16 protein-coding genes are annotated in these 16,225 nt (G+C 67.6%); 10 read left to right on the forward strand and 6 right to left on the reverse strand.

What is annotated here, in order from left to right:
- Window positions 1-47: 47 nt before the first annotated feature.
- Window positions 48-1,166: a carboxylesterase family protein gene (locus FHP25_RS18715; RefSeq protein ID WP_147848475.1), complete on the reverse strand. Its 1,119-nt coding sequence runs from the start codon at window positions 1,164-1,166 to the stop codon at window positions 48-50.
- A gap of 147 nt (window positions 1,167-1,313) precedes the next feature.
- Between FHP25_RS18715 and FHP25_RS18720 the strand changes: the two genes are divergently transcribed.
- The 3 genes from FHP25_RS18720 to FHP25_RS18730 all read left to right on the forward strand — a co-directional run bounded on the left by FHP25_RS18720 (window position 1,314) and on the right by FHP25_RS18730 (window position 4,087).
- On the forward strand, window positions 1,314-2,384 hold the full coding sequence (locus tag FHP25_RS18720) for an LLM class flavin-dependent oxidoreductase (RefSeq protein WP_178133621.1): 1,071 nt from the start codon (window positions 1,314-1,316) through the stop codon (window positions 2,382-2,384).
- Window positions 2,385-2,470: 86 nt separating this feature from the next.
- A complete protein-coding gene (locus FHP25_RS18725; protein ID WP_147848477.1) occupies window positions 2,471-3,244 on the forward strand; it encodes a hypothetical protein in 774 nt (257 codons plus the stop codon).
- Between the two features lie 33 nt (window positions 3,245-3,277).
- On the forward strand, window positions 3,278-4,087 hold the full coding sequence (locus FHP25_RS18730) for a class I SAM-dependent methyltransferase (protein WP_147848478.1): 810 nt from the start codon (window positions 3,278-3,280) through the stop codon (window positions 4,085-4,087).
- Window positions 4,088-4,100: 13 nt separating this feature from the next.
- On the opposite strand, the gene FHP25_RS18735 is transcribed toward FHP25_RS18730, so the two are convergent.
- Window positions 4,101-4,571, reverse strand: coding sequence for a response regulator (locus tag FHP25_RS18735; RefSeq protein ID WP_147848479.1), 471 nt, complete (start codon window positions 4,569-4,571; stop codon window positions 4,101-4,103).
- Between the two features lie 230 nt (window positions 4,572-4,801).
- On the opposite strand from FHP25_RS18735, the gene FHP25_RS18740 reads away from it, so the two are divergent.
- A complete protein-coding gene (locus FHP25_RS18740) occupies window positions 4,802-4,984 on the forward strand; it encodes a hypothetical protein (protein ID WP_147848480.1) in 183 nt (60 codons plus the stop codon).
- Between the two features lie 22 nt (window positions 4,985-5,006).
- Here FHP25_RS18740 and FHP25_RS18745 read toward each other — a convergent pair whose 3' ends face one another.
- Window positions 5,007-5,711, reverse strand: coding sequence for a DinB family protein (locus tag FHP25_RS18745; RefSeq protein ID WP_147848481.1), 705 nt, complete (start codon window positions 5,709-5,711; stop codon window positions 5,007-5,009).
- Window positions 5,712-6,112: 401 nt separating this feature from the next.
- Between FHP25_RS18745 and FHP25_RS18750 the strand changes: the two genes are divergently transcribed.
- Genes FHP25_RS18750 through FHP25_RS18760 form a run of 3 tightly spaced genes read left to right on the forward strand, consistent with a single transcriptional unit; the run spans window position 6,113 to window position 8,037 of the window.
- Complete coding sequence (locus FHP25_RS18750) at window positions 6,113-6,856, forward strand: GntR family transcriptional regulator (protein ID WP_147848482.1); 744 nt, start codon at window positions 6,113-6,115, stop codon at window positions 6,854-6,856.
- Window positions 6,857-6,871: 15 nt separating this feature from the next.
- Window positions 6,872-7,717 (forward strand): sulfite exporter TauE/SafE family protein, encoded by an 846-nt coding sequence (locus tag FHP25_RS18755; RefSeq protein WP_147848483.1) that lies wholly within the window; start codon window positions 6,872-6,874, stop codon window positions 7,715-7,717.
- A 2-nt stretch (window positions 7,718-7,719) separates the two neighbouring features.
- Window positions 7,720-8,037 carry a DUF1634 domain-containing protein gene (locus FHP25_RS18760; RefSeq protein ID WP_147848484.1) on the forward strand — a complete coding sequence of 106 codons (318 nt, stop codon included), beginning with the start codon at window positions 7,720-7,722 and terminating at the stop codon, window positions 8,035-8,037.
- Between the two features lie 203 nt (window positions 8,038-8,240).
- Here FHP25_RS18760 and FHP25_RS18765 read toward each other — a convergent pair whose 3' ends face one another.
- Window positions 8,241-10,103, reverse strand: coding sequence for an acyl-CoA synthetase (locus tag FHP25_RS18765; protein ID WP_147848485.1), 1,863 nt, complete (start codon window positions 10,101-10,103; stop codon window positions 8,241-8,243).
- A gap of 100 nt (window positions 10,104-10,203) precedes the next feature.
- Complete coding sequence (locus tag FHP25_RS18770) at window positions 10,204-11,163, reverse strand: D-2-hydroxyacid dehydrogenase (RefSeq protein ID WP_178133623.1); 960 nt, start codon at window positions 11,161-11,163, stop codon at window positions 10,204-10,206.
- Between the two features lie 184 nt (window positions 11,164-11,347).
- On the opposite strand from FHP25_RS18770, the gene FHP25_RS18775 reads away from it, so the two are divergent.
- The 3 genes from FHP25_RS18775 (at window position 11,348) to FHP25_RS18785 (ending at window position 13,994) form a co-directional block, all read left to right on the forward strand.
- Complete coding sequence (locus FHP25_RS18775) at window positions 11,348-11,722, forward strand: nuclear transport factor 2 family protein (RefSeq protein ID WP_178133624.1); 375 nt, start codon at window positions 11,348-11,350, stop codon at window positions 11,720-11,722.
- A 31-nt stretch (window positions 11,723-11,753) separates the two neighbouring features.
- A complete protein-coding gene (locus tag FHP25_RS18780) occupies window positions 11,754-12,218 on the forward strand; it encodes a nitroreductase family deazaflavin-dependent oxidoreductase (protein ID WP_147848487.1) in 465 nt (154 codons plus the stop codon).
- Between the two features lie 63 nt (window positions 12,219-12,281).
- Complete coding sequence (locus FHP25_RS18785; protein ID WP_178133625.1) at window positions 12,282-13,994, forward strand: thiamine pyrophosphate-binding protein; 1,713 nt, start codon at window positions 12,282-12,284, stop codon at window positions 13,992-13,994.
- 184 nt (window positions 13,995-14,178) lie between these two features.
- On the opposite strand, the gene ltrA is transcribed toward FHP25_RS18785, so the two are convergent.
- A complete protein-coding gene (gene ltrA, locus FHP25_RS18790) occupies window positions 14,179-15,423 on the reverse strand; it encodes a group II intron reverse transcriptase/maturase (protein WP_147848489.1) in 1,245 nt (414 codons plus the stop codon).
- Window positions 15,424-16,225: the final 802 nt, after the last annotated feature.

Here is a 16,225-nt window from a genome sequence, read left to right on the forward strand (position 1 = left end):
TCGCCGTCAAAGCCGCGCTGGAGCGGCCGTTCCAGCGCTGGCGGCAGCTATGCCTCCGCCGACGCGGATGCAGCAGCCGTGCCCAGGAACCAGTCGAGGATCGCTGCGTTCTCGTCGCGCGGGTAGGTGTGCGAGAGGTCGGCGATCTCGCGATAGACCACGGCCGCACCAGCCTGCGTCAGCGCCAGCTGCGCGCCGCGGGCCATTTCCGGCGGGAACATCCAGTCCTGCGCGCCGTGCACGATATGGACCGGCAGCCCGCGCACGCGATCGGCGTCGGCGAAGGCCATCAGCATCGGGTGGAAGCTGGCGGCGATCGGCGCCAGATGGGTGAAGCGGCATTCCTGGCGCAGGCCCAGCACGTAGGTGAACGTGCCGCCATCGCTCATGCCGGTCAGCAGCCGACGCGTCGCGTCGATCGACCACTGGCCGGCCACCTGCTCGACCATCTGGTCGATGCTCGGCCCGTCCATCTCCGGCTCCATCAGCGACCAGGTCGAGCCGCTGGCGGTGGGCGCCATCAGGATGAAGCCACGGGTGCGCGCCTCGCGCAGCCAGCTCCACAGGAATGCCCCGCCATTGCCGCTGCCGCCATGCATCGCCACGACCAGCGGCCAGGCGCGGGCGGCGTCGTACCACTCCGGCACGTACAGCGAGAACGCGCCGCGCGTGCCGGGCGGGCCGCCGACATGCATCACCCCGACATGCTCGCGCCGCGGGTCGATCGCGGCCAGGCGTTCGGCCAAAGCAGCGTCATCACGCGCGGGCGACTCGAGGAAGAACTGGCTGACGGGCCGCAGGTGCGCCGCCATGGGGTAGATCGCCTCGGCGGCGCGGGCGTAGGCCCGCAAGGCACGATAGGCCGCGAGCATCGGCTGCGGCGCATCGCCCGCGGCAAGCAGCCCGGTGATGCCCTCGCCAGCCGCCGCAGCAGCACGCTCCAGGCAATCCCGCACCGGGCCCAGGCGCTCCGGCCAGGCCAGCGCCTGCGACGCCTCCAGGGCCGCCGCCACATCGCTCTCGCGACCGGCGACGGCATCGATCAGCTGGCGCAAGGTCGCGGGCGCGAGATGGCGGCCGGTGAACTCCAGCGCATGCAGCGCCCGCAGGGTCGCGGGCACAAGCCGCGCGATGGCATCCACGGCCGGTTCGTCTTGCCTCTTCATGGCCGCCATCCTCACGCTCGCGTGGCCTCGAGGCAATCACCGTTTCAGGCAGCGATGCCGGATCGCGTATTGACATTGCTGTGTGGCAGCAGCACGGGCTGCAGGGTCGGCGCCGCGCAGGTTCCATGGCGGCGAGGGAGGGAAACGATGGATTTCGGTATCGCACTGCCCACGGCGGCGGATTCCTGGAAGGTGGTGCAACGCGCCGAGGAGCTCGGCTTCACGCACACCTGGTTCTATGACACGCAGATGCTGAACGCCGATTGCTTCGTGGCCATGGGAGCGGCAGCGGTCAACACGAAGCGCATCCGGCTGGGCACCGGTGTGCTGGTCCCATCGAACCGCATCGCGCCGGTTGCCGCCGGCGCGCTGGCCTCGCTCAACCAGCTGGCGCCCGGCCGTATCGACTTCGGTGTCGGCACCGGCTTCACCGCCCGCCGCGCCATGGGGTTCGGCGCGATGAAGATCAAGGCGATGGAGACCTACATCAACCAGGTGTACGGGCTCCTGCGCCGCGAGATCGTCGATTTCGAGATGGAAGGCCAGCAGCGCAGAATCCGCTTCCTCAATCCCGAGATGGACCTCTTCAACACCCACGACCCGATCGCGCTGCACCTGTCGGCTTTCGGCCCCCGTACCCGCGCGCTGACGGCCAAGCTTGGCGCCGGGTGGATCGATTTCGTCGGCAATGTCGAGACCGGGATCAAGGAAGTGACGGCGATGCAGGAGGAATGGCGCAAGGCCGGACGTGCCGGCAGCGACCTGCTCGCCACCGCCTTCGCCCTGGGCTGCGTGCTGCAAGAGGGCGAGCCGGCCGATTCGGCGCGAGCCATGGCGCAGGCCGGGCCGCGTGCGGCTGTGATGCTGCATCGGGCCGCCGACGAGGCGCTGTCCGGCCTGACGCCCGGCGTCAGCATGCCGACCAAGCGCCGCGCCGAGCTGGATGGCTATATTGCGCTGGCGCGCACCTTCGAGCCCGCCGATGCCCGCTACCTGCAGAACCATCGCGGGCATCTGATGTTCATCAAGCCGGAAGAAAAATCCTTCGTCACGGCCGACCTGATCCGCGCAACCTCGTTCACGGCGACCGAGGCAGAGATCAAGCAGCGCATCGATGCGCTGCGCTCTGCAGGCTACACCCAGTTCACGATCCAGCTCGTGCCCGGCCAGGAGCAGGCGCTCGCCGACTGGGCCCGCATCCGGCAGGCGTTCGCGTAGGCTCGTTGCAATCTTGCGATGCCAAGCTGTCGGCGGGCGGGGCGCTGTTGCCGACAGCGGTTCAAGAAGGCATTCTGGATAGGCCCATGCGCGCACGTCCCACGACCGGGTGGCCTCGCATCGTGCTGATCGCCAGCATCGCGGTGGGCGTTTGCCTGTCGAACCCGGCAGCAGCCCAGCAGCGATCGGCGACAGAGCAGCAGCCGGCAGCCGGCGAGCAGGCCGCACGCAGCCTGGCGTTGAGGGCGGGCTACTGCGCCGCCTTCTTCGAGCCCAACGGGGACGCGGCGCAGAAGCTGCAATTGTCCGGCCGCGTCCCGCAGTCGGAAGCGACACGGTTTCTCCTCTGGTTCTATTTCTCCGCTTCGATGTCCATCCCCGATGCGTGGCGGCAACCCTACGCCCTGGCCGGCCGCCATGGCGGCGAGGAGGCCCGCTCGGCCGACCTCAACCGGATCGTCGAGGTCTACGGTTTCTGCAAGCCCGTCACGCCACCATCGGCCACCGGCGAGCCGCGGCCAATGGCGGATACGGCCGCCGCGGCCGCGGAGCCCCTGGCGACGGGCGAGAATACCCAGATGGTGCGCAAGCTGAAGCGCTGCTGGCAGGTCAGGAACGCAGGCGGCGATCCGGCCCAGATGACCGTCCTCGTCATCGTCGACATGACATCCGATGGCCGGGTCGACGATGCGAAGCTCGCGGGCGAAACCCAGGCGGCGCTGGCGCAGAACGCGCCCCTGCGGGCTTTCGCGGCAGCGGCGCTGCGGGCCGTGCTCGACCCGCGCTGCCAGCCCCTGCCGAGCACGGGGGAAGCGCGCAAGCCCTTCGTCCTGAAGCTCGATCCTCGCGAGCTGCGATAGGCGGATAGAGGCGGGGACGCCGGGAGAGTATCGGTGGGTTCGTTCTACGACGGCGTCGGATCGATCTTTGTCGAAGCCTATGACGCGTTCCACGGCGCCGGCCAGCATCCGCTTGCCGGCGACATCGCCTTCTACGAGCGGCTGGCACGCGCGACAGGCGGGCCGGTGCTCGAGCTGGGATGCGGCACGGGACGCGTGGCCCTGCCCCTGGCGACGGCGGGGCTGGACATCACGGGCGTCGACACCGCCGAGGCGATGCTGGCGATCGCGCGCGGCAAGCGGCAGGCCGCGCCGGCGCCGGTGCGCGACCGGCTGACGCTGCTGCACGGCGACATGACCCGGCTCGACCTCGGGCAGCGCTTCGGCTGTGTGATCGTGCCCTTCCGGTCATTCCAGCAGCTGCTGACCGCCGACCTGCAGCGCCAGGCCCTGCACGTGATCCGCCGCCACCTGCGGCCCGCGGGCCGGCTGGCCCTGCATCTGTACGATCCGCGGCTGGACGTGCTGATCGGCGACGGCGGCGTGGGGCCGGTGCTGGCCGGCATGCATCCCGCGACCGGCCGGTACTACGAGGCCGACGTCCTGAGCTGCCGTCTCGACCATGTCGCCCAGGTGCGCCACGACCTGTGGCGCTACACCGAGCACGACGGCAACGGCGCGGTGATCGCCTCGGCCACGCGCGAGCTGGCGGTGCGGTGGACCTACCGGTGGGAGCTGCGCTACCTGCTGGAGCTCTGCGGCTTCAGCGTCAGGACCGAGCATAGCGATTTCTTTGGCGCTCCGCCGGCATACGGCAAGGAGCTGATCGTGGTCGCGGCGCTCGGCGACGACGGTGACGGATAGATGAGCCAGCGGTTCAGACGCCTGCCGCGAGCAGCCGCTTGATGTGCGCGGCGAGCGCCTCATAGGAGTACGGCTTCTCCAGGAACGAACCCTCGGCACAAACCTGCTCCGCATTCCGGGCAGTGCTCGCGATGCCGGACGTCAGGATGATCCTGACATCGGGGTATTCCTGGCGGACCCACTGCGCCAGGGCGAACCCGTTCATCCCGCCCGGCATGTTCACATCCGAGAAGACAATCTCGATCGGCTCGCTGGCCCTGAACAAGGCCTGGGCCTCCGCCGCATTCGACGCCTCGAGCACGCGGTAGCCACAGTCGCGGAGATAGTCGGCGACCGGCATGCGGATGAGTATCTCGTCCTCCACGACGAGGACGGTCGACGGACGCTGGTGGCCGTTGCCAGGCTGCTCGGTTGTCGTCTTGCTCGCGATATGCCCGGCCCGCCGGGGTGGACCGGCGGGTACAAGCCTCAGCAGAGCGTTCATGATTATTCGCCCCCCAAAAGCGCGAATGCGTCGTAGGTCCCTGTGAGGGTCGCAACGAAATGAAGCCCGTCCGGTTCCCGGCGTGCAAGCGGGGCAAGGGGGCCGACCGCCCGCAGCCGGCCGGGCGGTGTTACAGCGGTTCGGTGCGACAGCGGGCTCTGGCGCCAACCCGCCGGCGGGCGTATTGTCCCTGGCAGGGCTACGCGATGCCGCGGTCAGGGAAGCAACCGATGAAGGCACTTGCGGGCGCGTTCATATACCTTGCGCCGTTCTTCATCATCGGCGTGATCGCCAGGATGATCATCCGGAAGCGGATGGAAGGCTCAAGCCTGTCCGACATGCAAGACCTTGCCGGGCAGAACCGGCGCCGACGAAAGGTGTTCCTCCTGGGAAGCTGGCGCAACGAGGAGTAGGACACCTCGGCACCATCGGGCATCAGCCGTCCCAGACATCACGCGGCATGGGCAGCTTGGCGAAGTCGCCGTCGACCAGCGGGCGGTGATGGTCCACGCCCTCCAGCTCCAGCAGCATCATCCATTGCCGCACGTGCTGGCCGGCATGCCAGGTCGTCCGCTCAAGCAGCTCGTGCAGGCTTTGCGGCCCATAGTAGGTGCTCAGCACCCGGGTGGCCGTGGTGTCGCCGGACGCCCACCAATCACGGAAGCGCCGGCGCACGTCCTCACCATAGGCCACGAGGGAAGCGGTGCCGGCATCGGCCGCGGGCTCCTCGCGGAAGCTGGCCTGCTCCAGCGTCGCCCCATCGCCGGCATCGAGGAACGCAACCACGACTCGGAAAAGATGGAAGCCGAGCGCGCGGTAGCTGCGCGGCCGCCCCGGGACATGGATGCCAAGCCGGTCGTGCGGCATCAGCGGCAGCAGCTCCAGCGCCGCCGTCAGGAACTTGTCGAGCCGCGCGTGCAGCTCGGCTGTCGAAAGCGCTGGTCCGCCGGCTTCGTCAAGGCCCAGGAACGCGATGATCTGCGGCAGGCTCTGGCCGAAGACAAAGGCATCGCCGCGCGACAGCACCGGGATCGAGCGCGCGCCCAGCCGCTCCAGCTCGGCGCGGCCGGCCGGATCCTCAAGCACGTTCACCGATACGAATTCGATCTCACGGATCGATAGAAACTCCTTGAGCCTCAGACAGCTGGTTCAACCAGGCTGCCAGAAGACCTTCAACGGCAGCATGCGTTCCTCCATGGGCAGCGATAAAGCCTATCGTACGCTCCTGCTCCGGGCAGCGCCATCCGATGAGACCGGAACCGTCGAGCATCGGCGCTCTTACAGGAGCCGCGATGGTGCGCATCCTTGTCGCCTGGGACGCAGCAAGGTGGGCGCGCAGAAGTCCGCCCGGCCTTCCAGCCGCGCTGGCCGCACCTCAGGCGCATTGAACAACTGCGTTGGGGTGCTGGCCTGCGGTCAACGCCTCGTTCACAGCATGGCACACTCGTTCGTCGGCTGGCGAGCGATCCGCGCGCGGACGGTGGGCGCCGCATTCTAACGCTTTCATTGACATAACGACGTCATGATGTCACCACCTCTTCATGAGCAACGAACTTGAGAACAGGCCGTTATACGCCAAGGTAGAAGCGACTCTGGCTTCCGACATTTCGATGGAGATCCTCCCTCCGGGCAGCCAGCTCCCGCCGGAAGATCGTTTGATCGAGCGCTTCAGCGTCAGCCGTACGACGGTTCGCAAAGCGATTGAAAATCTCGTGGCGCGCGGCCTGGTAGAAATCCGGCGCGGCAAAGGCACCTTCGTCGCGCAGCCCAAGATCACCCAGGAACTGACTAATCTGACCGGCTTCGTCGAGGACATGCAGGCGCTCGGCCGCACGCCAACCGCCCGGCTGCTGGATAAGCGGGTTGTGCCAGCCGATACCGACGTTGCCCGGCAGCTCGCCGTGCCCCCTGGCAGCCTCGTCATGAGAATTCAGCGCGTGCGGCTGGCCGATGGCGTTGCCATGTCCTTCGATGAAACCTACCTGCCGCGCGAGATCGGGGAGAAGGTCGTCACTCACGATCTGGACGCCGAGCCGATCTTCTCGCTGCTTGAAGGCAAATACGATGTGCCGCTCACCGAGGCGGAATATCGGCTTGAAGCCATCACCGCCGCGCCGGGTGTAGCCCAGGCCCTCGCCGTCGAACCCGGCAGCGCGGTCTTCCTGATCGAGCGCACGTCATACACAAAAGGGCATCGGCCCATCGACTACGAAAAGCTCCACTATCGCGGCGACTTGATCAGCTTCGTCACTCGCTTGGCCCGACGTCCGCGCGAACGTTCATGACCCGAAGGCGGAGCGATGGAAATCTTGTGGCTATCCGTAGCCGCTTTCGGCGCAAGTGCCCTCGGCGGCGTGCTTGGCATGGCCAGCGGCATCTTTATCGTGCCGATCCTGACGCTGGTTTTCGGCGTAGACATTCATGTCGCGATCGGGGCGAGCATCGTTTCGGTGATCGCCTGCTCATGCGGTAGCGCAGCTCCCTTCCTGAAAGGTCGCTTGACCAACATCCGGCTTGCCATCGTCCTTGAGACGGCCACCACGCTCGGCGCGCTTACCGGCGTGTTCCTGATCGGCATCGTCTCGACTTCGCTTCTGTATGGCCTGTTTGCGGCCATTCTGGCGCTTTCCGCGAAACAGATGCTTGTGCGGCGGCGTGAGGTGGTCGACGCGAATGCCCCGAACGTGAAGAACTGGGCCGCGGCATTGCGCCTGCACTCGAGCTTTCCCGATCATGTGTCGGGACAGCAGGTGCCGTATCAGGTTGCCCGAGTCCCGCTCGGCATGGTGCTAATGTACGGGGCGGGCCTGATCTCTGCGCTGCTGGGCATCGGCTCCGGCGTCCTGAAAATCCCGGCGATGGACACTGCCTTGCGGCTCCCCATCAAAGTCTCATCCGCCACATCAAACTTCATGATCGGGGTGACGGCGGCCGCAAGCGCGGGCGCATACTTCGTGCGGGGCGATATCGACATGGGTATTGCCGGTCCCATCGCGCTTGGCTCGGTCGTCGGCGCGCTTGTCGGCGCACGTCTGCTGATGGGGCTTCCAGCCGACAAGGTGCGCATCTTCTTCGTGATCGTTCTCGCGCTGTTGGCGGTTCAGATGCTCCTGAGCGCCTTCGGCATCCATATCCTCGGAGCGTGAGCATGAAGCCTACGGCAGACAATTTTGAGCGCGGGGATCAGATCATTGCCGGGCTGCTCTGGTACGGAACATGGTTCGCTTCCGCTCTGATTGCTGTCGGCGTCCTCTTAACGGCGGTCGAGCCACTCCAGGATTCGCTTGTCGTTCCTCTGAGTGGGCATGACGCGGTGAAGGCCGGCGTTGCGGTATTCATTCTCCTGCCGGTTGCTCGGGTGGCGCTGATGCTGATCATCTTTCTGCGCGAGCGCGACTACCCCTACATCGTTATTTCGGCTCTTGTACTGGCAATCATCGCAACCGGGATCATCGTTGAGGTATGAACATCTCTTCAGGTGCAACGGCTCTCGGGATTTCTGCGAAGGTCCAACTCGGCAAAAGTGGTGAGGATGTTGATACCTTCGCGGACATGGACAACGGCCTGCTGCCCTACGTAACCGAAAGTCCGAAGGTGCCTAACACCGCCCGGTGCAGCTTGGCGCAGTCGATCGAAGGGAAACGCTGACTCGGCGGAGCTTGGCGCCATTCAGGGTTCGAACACGACCGTGTGGCGGATCTGGAAGCCGCCCAGCAGATCACCGCAACGCGCCACGATCGCATCCCTGGGCATGGCCGCGCCGGCCGGCACGCGGACTTCCGCCAGGGTGCCGTGCGTCGGGTCGTTGCGCACCGTCACGGTGGCGGCAACGCCGTCGGCGTGCAGCGGCGCCAATGCCGCATCGAAGGCACGCTTGGCCGCTTCCAGGCGCAGAGCCGGCTTGAAGATCTTGCCGACCCCGGTCAGCGGCATGACCGGGATCGGCACGACCTGCACCGGCACCGCGGCCCGTTCCGGAATCTCCTTGCGGCAGAACTCGCGCAGCTCCTCCGCCGTGGCGGTGGCGCCGGGGCGCAGCTGCACGAAGACCATCGGCAGCTCGCCGGCATAGGTGTCGGGCAGGCCGACCGCGGCCGCGGTCTCGACCGCGGGATGGCGGTTCAGCGCCTCCTCGATCACCGCCGGATCGATGTTGTGGCCGCCGCGAATGATGAGGTCCTTCGAGCGGCCGGTCAGCCAGACATAGCCCTCGGCATCGAGCCGGCCGAGATCGCCCGAATCGAGCCAGCCATCGGCCAGCATCGCGCCCCGGTCGTGGCGGGGGTCGAGGTAGCCGGGCGTCACCTGCGGCCCCCGCATCAGGACATGGCCGATCTCGCCGATGGCGCAGTCGCGGCGGATGGTGCCGTCGGGCGCGACGTCGGCGATGCGAACGGCCGTATAGGGCACGCGCAGCCCGACCGATCCGGTGCGACGCTCGCCGTGCAGCGGGTTCATGGTCGAATAGCAATGCACCTCGGTCATGCCGTAGCCTTCGACCACCGGCGTGCCGATCTCGCGCTCGATGCGGCGGATCAGCTCCACCGGCACGGTCGAGCCGCCGGTGACGAAGCATTTGAGCGACGAGATGTCATGATCCTCGCGCGGCACATTCATGATCGCGGCCAGGCTGGTCGGGACGGCGCCGCCGATTGTGACGCGGTTGCGCGCGACGATGCCCCAGTAGTCGCGCACCACGTTGGGATTGCGCGCGCCCAGCGGCGTCGGGATCACGACCGTCCAGCCATTGGCGATCGGCGCCAGCGCGCCGAACAGGGAGCCGCCGACATGGAACTGCGGCAGCGGGTTGAGCAGCACGGTGCCGGGACCGAGATCGAACATCAGCGTGTTGGTCCAGGCCATCAGCGTGAGCGCGCCGTGCGTATGCTTCGCCAGCTTGGGCAGCCCCGTCGTGCCGCCGGTATGGAACAGCGCCGCCACCGTGTCGCGATCGGCAGGCTTGGGCGCCACCAGCCGGTCGGCGGGCTGCTCATCGAGGCCGCTTTCGTAAGCGATCACGCCCGGGATGCGCGTGTCGCCGCCGCCGACGCGGAACACCTTCAGGTCCGGCATCGCGGCCCGGATCGTGTCGACCTTGGGCCAGATATCGGGGAAGATCGACGCATCGGCGGCGATCAGCGCCTTGGCGCCGGCCTCCTTCATGATGCCCGCGATCTGCGCGGCATCGAGGAAATAGTTCACCGGGTTGGCGACGGCGGCAATCTCGGCGCCCCACAGCGCGAAGAAGGTCTCCGGCACGCTGGGCATCAGCAGCGTGACGACATCGTCCGGGCCGATGCCGTGCGCGCGCAGCAGGTTGGCGGTCTGGGTCACGCGCCGCTGCAGCTCGGCATAGGTGATGTCGCGGACGGGATCGGACGGGCCGGTGCCGGACAGATAGCGGAACGCGACGCGGTCAGCGTTCTGCTTAGCGGTATCGCGCAGCAGGTCGACGACGTTGGCGTGGCGGATGCGCTCGGTGACGGGCACGCGCTCCAGCGCGTCGATATCGGCCTGTGTGCTGATCTTCATGGACGTTTCCCCGGTCTGTCTGCACCGCCGATAAGAGCAGAGCCGGAGGATCGTGTCAGCGGCCTTGGATGGCTCGCGCCATGACGGATGACAGCGAAGCCTAGTAGCCGGCGTCGCGGTCGACGACCTCCTTCAGCGGCGCGCCGCGCAGGAACCTGTCCAGGTTGTCCACGAACAGGCGGGCGACGATCTTGTCGCGCTGCGGGTGCGGGCCACCGATATGCGGCAGCACGATGATGCCCTCGGTCGTCCAGAACGGATGGTCCGCCGGCAGCGGTTCCTGCCGGAAGACGTCGAGCATGGCGCCGGCGATCTTCCTCTGCCTCACGGCGGCGATCAGGTCGTTGTCGTTGATCAGGTGGCCGCGGCCGAAATTCAGCAGCCATGCCGAGGGCTTCATCAGGCCCAGGCTGCGGGCATCGATCAGGTTCTCGGTGGCAGGCGTCGCCGGCAGCAACAGCAGCAGGATGTCGGATTGCGCCAGCACTGTATCGGTGTGATCGGGCGGCAGAATCTCGGCGACATGCGCCATCGGCGCCGGCCGGCGACGCGTGCCGATCACGCGCATGCCCAGCGCCGCGGCGATCCGGGCGACCTCCTGGCCAATGGCGCCGAGGCCAAGGATGCCCAGGGTCTTGCCGGTCAGCGGCTGCGCCACGGTGCCGACCCAGGCGCGCCGCTTCTGGTTCTCGACCGCCATCGCATACGGCTTGCTGACGTAGAACAGCGCGCCGATGATGTTCTCAGGCATCGATTCGCGATGCGTACCGCGCGCGCAGGTGAGCACGAGACCGGGCGGCAGGTCCGGCAGCGCCAGCCAGCCCTCGACGCCGGCGCTCATCGCCTGGACCCAGCGCAGCTTCGGCATCTCCGGCAGCAGGCCGGCCGGAACCGCCGGCGCCATCATGGCGACGGTGCGGGCGAGCTGCTCCGGTGACGGCCGGTCCTTGCGCGCGAGCGCGTCGATCACGACGCGATCGGACAAGCCCGCCGATGCGACGGCATCGAGGTAGGCGGCAGCGGAATCGGTCCACAGCAGGACATGGGCACGGTCGGTCACGATGAGGCTCCTGGCATGTGCCGCCAGCGTAGCGGCTCGATGGCGTGCCGGCCAAGAGCGCCGGCACGGGATCGGGGCGACGACGCGAATTGGGTTGCCGAACGCGGACCAGCCCGCGACCATGCACTCCTCGAGCCGGGCCGCAGGTCGGACCCGACCGGAAGGCAGATCACGGAGGACCTCGATGGCGGACAATGCATCGATGATCGTCGAGCTCGACAGGAAGCGCATGCAGGCGATGGCGACGAAGGACATCGCCATGCTCGAGACCGTGCTGGCCGACGACCTGGTCTATACCCACTCCTCGGCGAGGGTCGACACCAAGCGGAGCCTGATCGACGCGATGGTGTCGGGCGCGACCGTCTACACCGGCGTCGACCCGTCGGATGTCACAGCGCAAGACCTCGGCGAGGCCGTGGTGCTGACCGGGCTCGCCCAGATCAGGGTCACCTCGAACGGCACGCCCAATGCCTTCGTCGTGCGCTTCACCGATGTCTACGCCCGGCGCGACGGACGCTGGCAAATGGTAACGTGGCAGTCGACGCGGCTGCCGACCTGATGGCCGACCGCAAGCACATGAGGAGACAACGATGACCGACGTCAAGCTGGCCCCCAATCTCCCGCAGTGGATGAAGGACCATGTCGACCGCTACCTCTCGAGCGGCGGCACCGACGGCCACATGTACACGATCACGCTGCCCAACGGCCCGACGCTGACCGTGCCGTCGCTGCTGCTGATCACCAGGGGGCGCAAGTCGGGCGAGAAGTACCTATTCCCGCTGTTCTACGGCGAGGACGGCGGCAGCTACTTCGTGGTCGCATCCAAGGGCGGCGCGTCGGAGCATCCCGGCTGGTATCGCAACATCCTGGCCAATCCCGAGGTCGAGGTCCAGGTCGGCACCGAGAAGAAGCGGATGCGCGCCCGGACCGTGACCGGCGCCGAGCGGACGCGGCTATGGGACGAGGCGGTCGTGTTCTGGCCGCCCTATGCCGACTACCAGCGCAAGGCGACCGCGCGCGAGATCCCCGTGGTCATGCTCGATCCCGTGGCCTAGCCCGCAGGGGGCGGATCGCCCGGCGGCCCGGCGACGACACGCTGACAAATGCGGAGGACAGCGATGAGCAGCGCGATCAGGCAAGAGGGCAACGTCCAACGGGTGCCGACCCACCAGATCCTGGCCGAGGACATCAAGGCGCTCGGCGTCGAGCAGGTCTTCGGCCTGATGAGCGACGACACCGCCGTGTTCGCCACGGCCCTCGACAGCTCGGGCGTGCGCTTCTACGGCGCTCGTCACGAGAACAACGCCATCGCCATGGCGGAGGGCTTCGCCTCCGCCACCGGCAAGCTCGGCATCGCCGTGATCGGCCGTGGACCGGCGACCGCCAACAGCCTGCACGGCGCCACCTACGCCAACCGCACCGGCTCGAAGGTGCTGATCATCTATGGCGAGGCGGCGGCCGCCGCCGGCGCCGCCAACACGATGGGGCCGGACTACAAGAGCTTCAACGCCACCGGTGTGCTGGGCGCTGCCGGCATCCGGGTGTTCGCCGCCAGCAGTCCCGGCACGGCGCGCGCGGCGCTGGCCGACGCCGCCGGCACCGCGATGCAGGGCGGTCTGGCCGCGTTGCTGCTGCCGACCAGCGTGCAGCTCGCCGACATGGAGATTACGGCCGGCGTTCCGGCGCCGACGCCGCGGCCGCCGCGCGCAGCGCCGGTGGCACCACGACCGCAGGCCATCGCGGCCGCTGCCAGCCTGCTGCAGCAGAGCCGCAAGCCGCTGATCATCGCCGGCGTGGGCGCCCACCGGGCCGGCGCCAAGGCCGCGATCGAGGCGCTGGCCGAGCGCATCGGCGCGCTGATGGTCACCACGGTGCGCGCCAAGGACATGTTCCGCGGCCATCCCGGTGACCTCGGCATCATCGGCTCGTTCTCGCATTCGGCCGGACGCCGCCTGATCGACCAGGCGGACTGCGTCCTGGTGTTCGGCGCCAGCCTCAACCTGCTGACCATGAGCTTTGGCCATGCCTTGCCCAAGGTGCCGCTGATCCACGTCGATGCGGTGCGCGGCAATATCGGCCGCTGGCAAGCCGCCGACCTCGCCGTGGTCGGCGACGCACGCCTGGCGGCCGAGGCCCTGCTCGAAGCCCTGCCGGCGGGCTCCAATGCCGAGCGGCCGTTCCACGCCGAGGCGACCCGCCGGTTCCTTGCCGATTTCGACCCTGCCAAGGACTTCCAGCCCGCCAACACGCCGCGCACGCTCGATCATCGGTCACTGGGCGTCGCGCTCGACCGGCTGCTGCCGCAGCAGCGCAACCTGGTCTACGACGCCGGCAACTTCCTCGGCATCGTGCCGTACCTGTCGGTGCCGAACCCCGGGCACTTCAAGTTCACCAGCGATTTTGCGTCGATCGGCATGGGCTTCGGCACCGCGCTGGGCGTGGCGCGCGGCCGCCCCGACGAGACGACGGTGCTGGTGGTCGGCGACGGCGGCTTCCTGATGACCATGGGCGAGCTGGAGACCGTGGTGCGCGAGGACCTGCCGCTGGTCATTGTGCTGATGAACGACTGCGCCTACGGCGCCGAGCTGCATTTCCTCAAGCTGCGCAACCTGCCGGTGGCGAAGTCGGTGTTCCCGGATGTCGACTTCGCGCCCATTGCCGAGGCTTTCGGCTTCCGCGCCGCGACCGTCCGCACGCTCGACGAGTTGCAGTCGCTGGCGTCGCTGCTGGCCAAGCCGGACGGACCGGTGTTCCTGGACTGCAAATTGAATGCCGCCGTGGCGGCCCCGTTCATGAGCGAGGTCCACGAGCACGAGACGCGGCAGCGCTAGTACTTGGAATCGCTGGTCGCTGACACACCTGTCATCCCGAGCGCAGCGAGGGATCTCCTGCCAGCGACGGACGGTGCGCCATTCGCGGGAGATCGCCGGGTAGGTGGGGACGTTTCCGCCCCCACCCCCCACAGATCCGGACGTGCAGAATTACCGCATCCGGTTCTTCGCGCTGGAGCTTCGCTCACGTGGTGTAGCGATGGATGATGCTGGGCCGTGGCAACGGCAGCCGCTTGAGCAGCTCGTTCATGTCACTCCAGCAGAACGTACTTTCGTTGTCCCGCCGTGACAGCCACTTCTTCCAGACCCGCACGAGCTCATGCCCGTACCACCCCACCCGCCGGAAGTTTCCCGACATGCCATAGTAGGCATAGTGGCCTCGCGCCATCTGTGTCAGATGGCGGTGCTGCTCCGTGATCGACCGATGCCGGTGACGCCGGCACCAGTCGTCCACCGCAGCCAGCCCCCGCGCCAGCCGGCTTTTGGCCGTCTGCTGCCGCACCACGTCGTAGCCTCGCCGTGACTTGCCCCACACGTGGGTGAAGCCCAGGAAGTCGAACGTCGTGCCGCCCGTGCCCGGGTGGGTGTCCCCACCCGACCGGGGAGGCCGGAAGTCGACGAAGCGCGTCTTCTCAGGATGGAGCATCAGCCCATACTTCGCCACGCGCTTGCCCAGCACCGCCAGCACCCGCTCGGCGTCGCGGACCGCCGCGAACGCCATCACGAAGTCGTCGGCGTACCGGACCAGGGTGCTCGGACCGCGCATCCGGGGCCGCACCGCCTTGACGTACCACTCGTCCAGCACGTGGTGCAGGAAGATGTTGGCCAGCAACGGCGATACGACCCCGCCTTGCGGCGAGCCCTGCGTCGGGTGCTGCAGGAGCCCGTCTTCCAGGACCCCTGCCTTCAGCCACTTGTCGATCATCCGACGGATCACACCGTCCGTGACCCGCTGGTCGAGGAAGGCTCGCAGATGCGGGTGCGAGATCGTGTCGAAGTACTTGCGTATATCGACGTCCAGCACCCAGCGCAGTCTCCGGTCCATGCAGGCATTGCGCAGATCCTGCAGCGCCTGATGGGCCGAGCGCCCCGGTCGGAAGCCATACGAACAGTCCACAAAGTCCTGCTCGTAGACCGCCTCCAGCACCATGACGATCGCCCGCTGCGCCACCTTGTCTTCCAGGGTCGGGATGCCCAGTGGCCGTTGCGTGCCGTCCGCCTTCGGGATGTACGTCCGTCGCACCGGCGGCGCCCGGTAGCGGCCCGACTTGATGCGCCCCAGCAGGTCCTCAAGGTTGGCCTGCAGGGTCGCCTCGTAGTCGGCCGCCACCACGCCGTCGATGCCCGGGGCGCCATCCTTGCGCGTCAGCCGCCACGCCTCCAGCATCCACTCAAGGTCGATCACGTGATGCAGCGAGCTCAGCGCCACGCCGCGCTTGCTCCTCGCCAGATCGGCTATCCATTGTCGTTTCGTGGACAGGTTCGCCAGGCTCAGTGTCCCCTCCCGTGTTGCCCGCCAATGGCTCTCCATGCCGCGGCGCCTCCCTTCCCTCGGCCGGGTCCCGCCAAGCACGGTTCCCCAGCGTCATCAGTACTATGAAGGCGCTACGACGCCCCGCACCGCATCCCCGCTCGCTTATTGGGTTCGCTCGCAGGTACCACGCCGACCTCCTGTCTTCGTGCTCGCCGCAGCGCTCCCGCACGGCCGGAGGCGCCGCACGGGCCAGGACCTTTGTTTCGCCGGTGGTCCACAATCCCGGCTCTCGTCGCGTGGACAATACGGGACCTCCCAGGTTCCCTGGCGACCCATCCTGTGCCTCTGCCCCGCTCCAGGACCCCGGTCGGACCGTCGCTCCTGGCCAATCACGCAGCGACGATGCTGCCCCCGCAGCGAGGACCACGAAGGCTCCGGCGATCAGAGCGATTTCGGGGCTTGCCACGGGGCTTCAGCACACGCTGTCTACGCTTCAAGAGTACCCTCGCAGGTACCCAGGCAAGACTCGCTTCCGGCTGGCCGGCTCTCAGCCTCTACCGCGCGGGAGTCGAACCCGCTGGATCGCTTCAAAAGGTTTCAGGTCACTCACATGCCCTTCCTCCTTTCCAGGGCTTACCCTGGCGCTACCTCGCTGCGCTCGGGATGACAGATGTGTCACCTACCCGCGATTCCAGGTGTCGATCGGCACCGTGACACCACCTTCATGCACCGGCGCTGATGCAAGGATCTTGCGGTG

This window comes from Vineibacter terrae (genome assembly GCF_008039615.1).
Lineage (GTDB): Bacteria > Pseudomonadota > Alphaproteobacteria > Reyranellales > Reyranellaceae > Vineibacter > Vineibacter terrae.